The organism is Ochrobactrum sp. SFR4 (assembly GCF_019730395.1).
In the GTDB taxonomy this organism is placed as follows: domain Bacteria; phylum Pseudomonadota; class Alphaproteobacteria; order Rhizobiales; family Rhizobiaceae; genus Pseudochrobactrum.
In genome coordinates this window covers 1-237 of the sequence record NZ_JAAPBB010001368.1, presented here as the reverse complement: position 1 = coordinate 237, position 237 = coordinate 1, and the positions used below count along the sequence as shown (strand labels likewise).

The following is a 237-nucleotide window of genomic DNA, read 5'->3' as shown; positions in this document are numbered from 1 at the left end:
CGCATAGCCATAACGCGCGGCCACTTCTTTCCAGAAGAACTCTGCCAGCTCGACCCGATCCACCAGCTTCAGCGCGTCATCACGGCCTTCGGCCAGTTCGGCCAGCAACGCCTCGATCACCGTATCGAGATCGCCATCCGCACCAGCGCAGACGGCCAGCATCTTGCGGCGGACATCGTTGGCGCTTTGCGAGGGCCGCTCGCGCTCGATGGCGCGCAGCGCTTCCAGCCGCTTACC

The 237-nt window shown here is 65.0% G+C and carries 1 protein-coding gene; it reads right to left on the bottom strand.

Translation table 11 applies throughout. The annotated features are described in order from the left end of the window. Nucleotides 1-237, bottom strand: a 237-nt coding sequence (locus HBA93_RS23500; RefSeq protein WP_221724818.1) for a hypothetical protein, incomplete at both ends; no start/stop codon positions are given.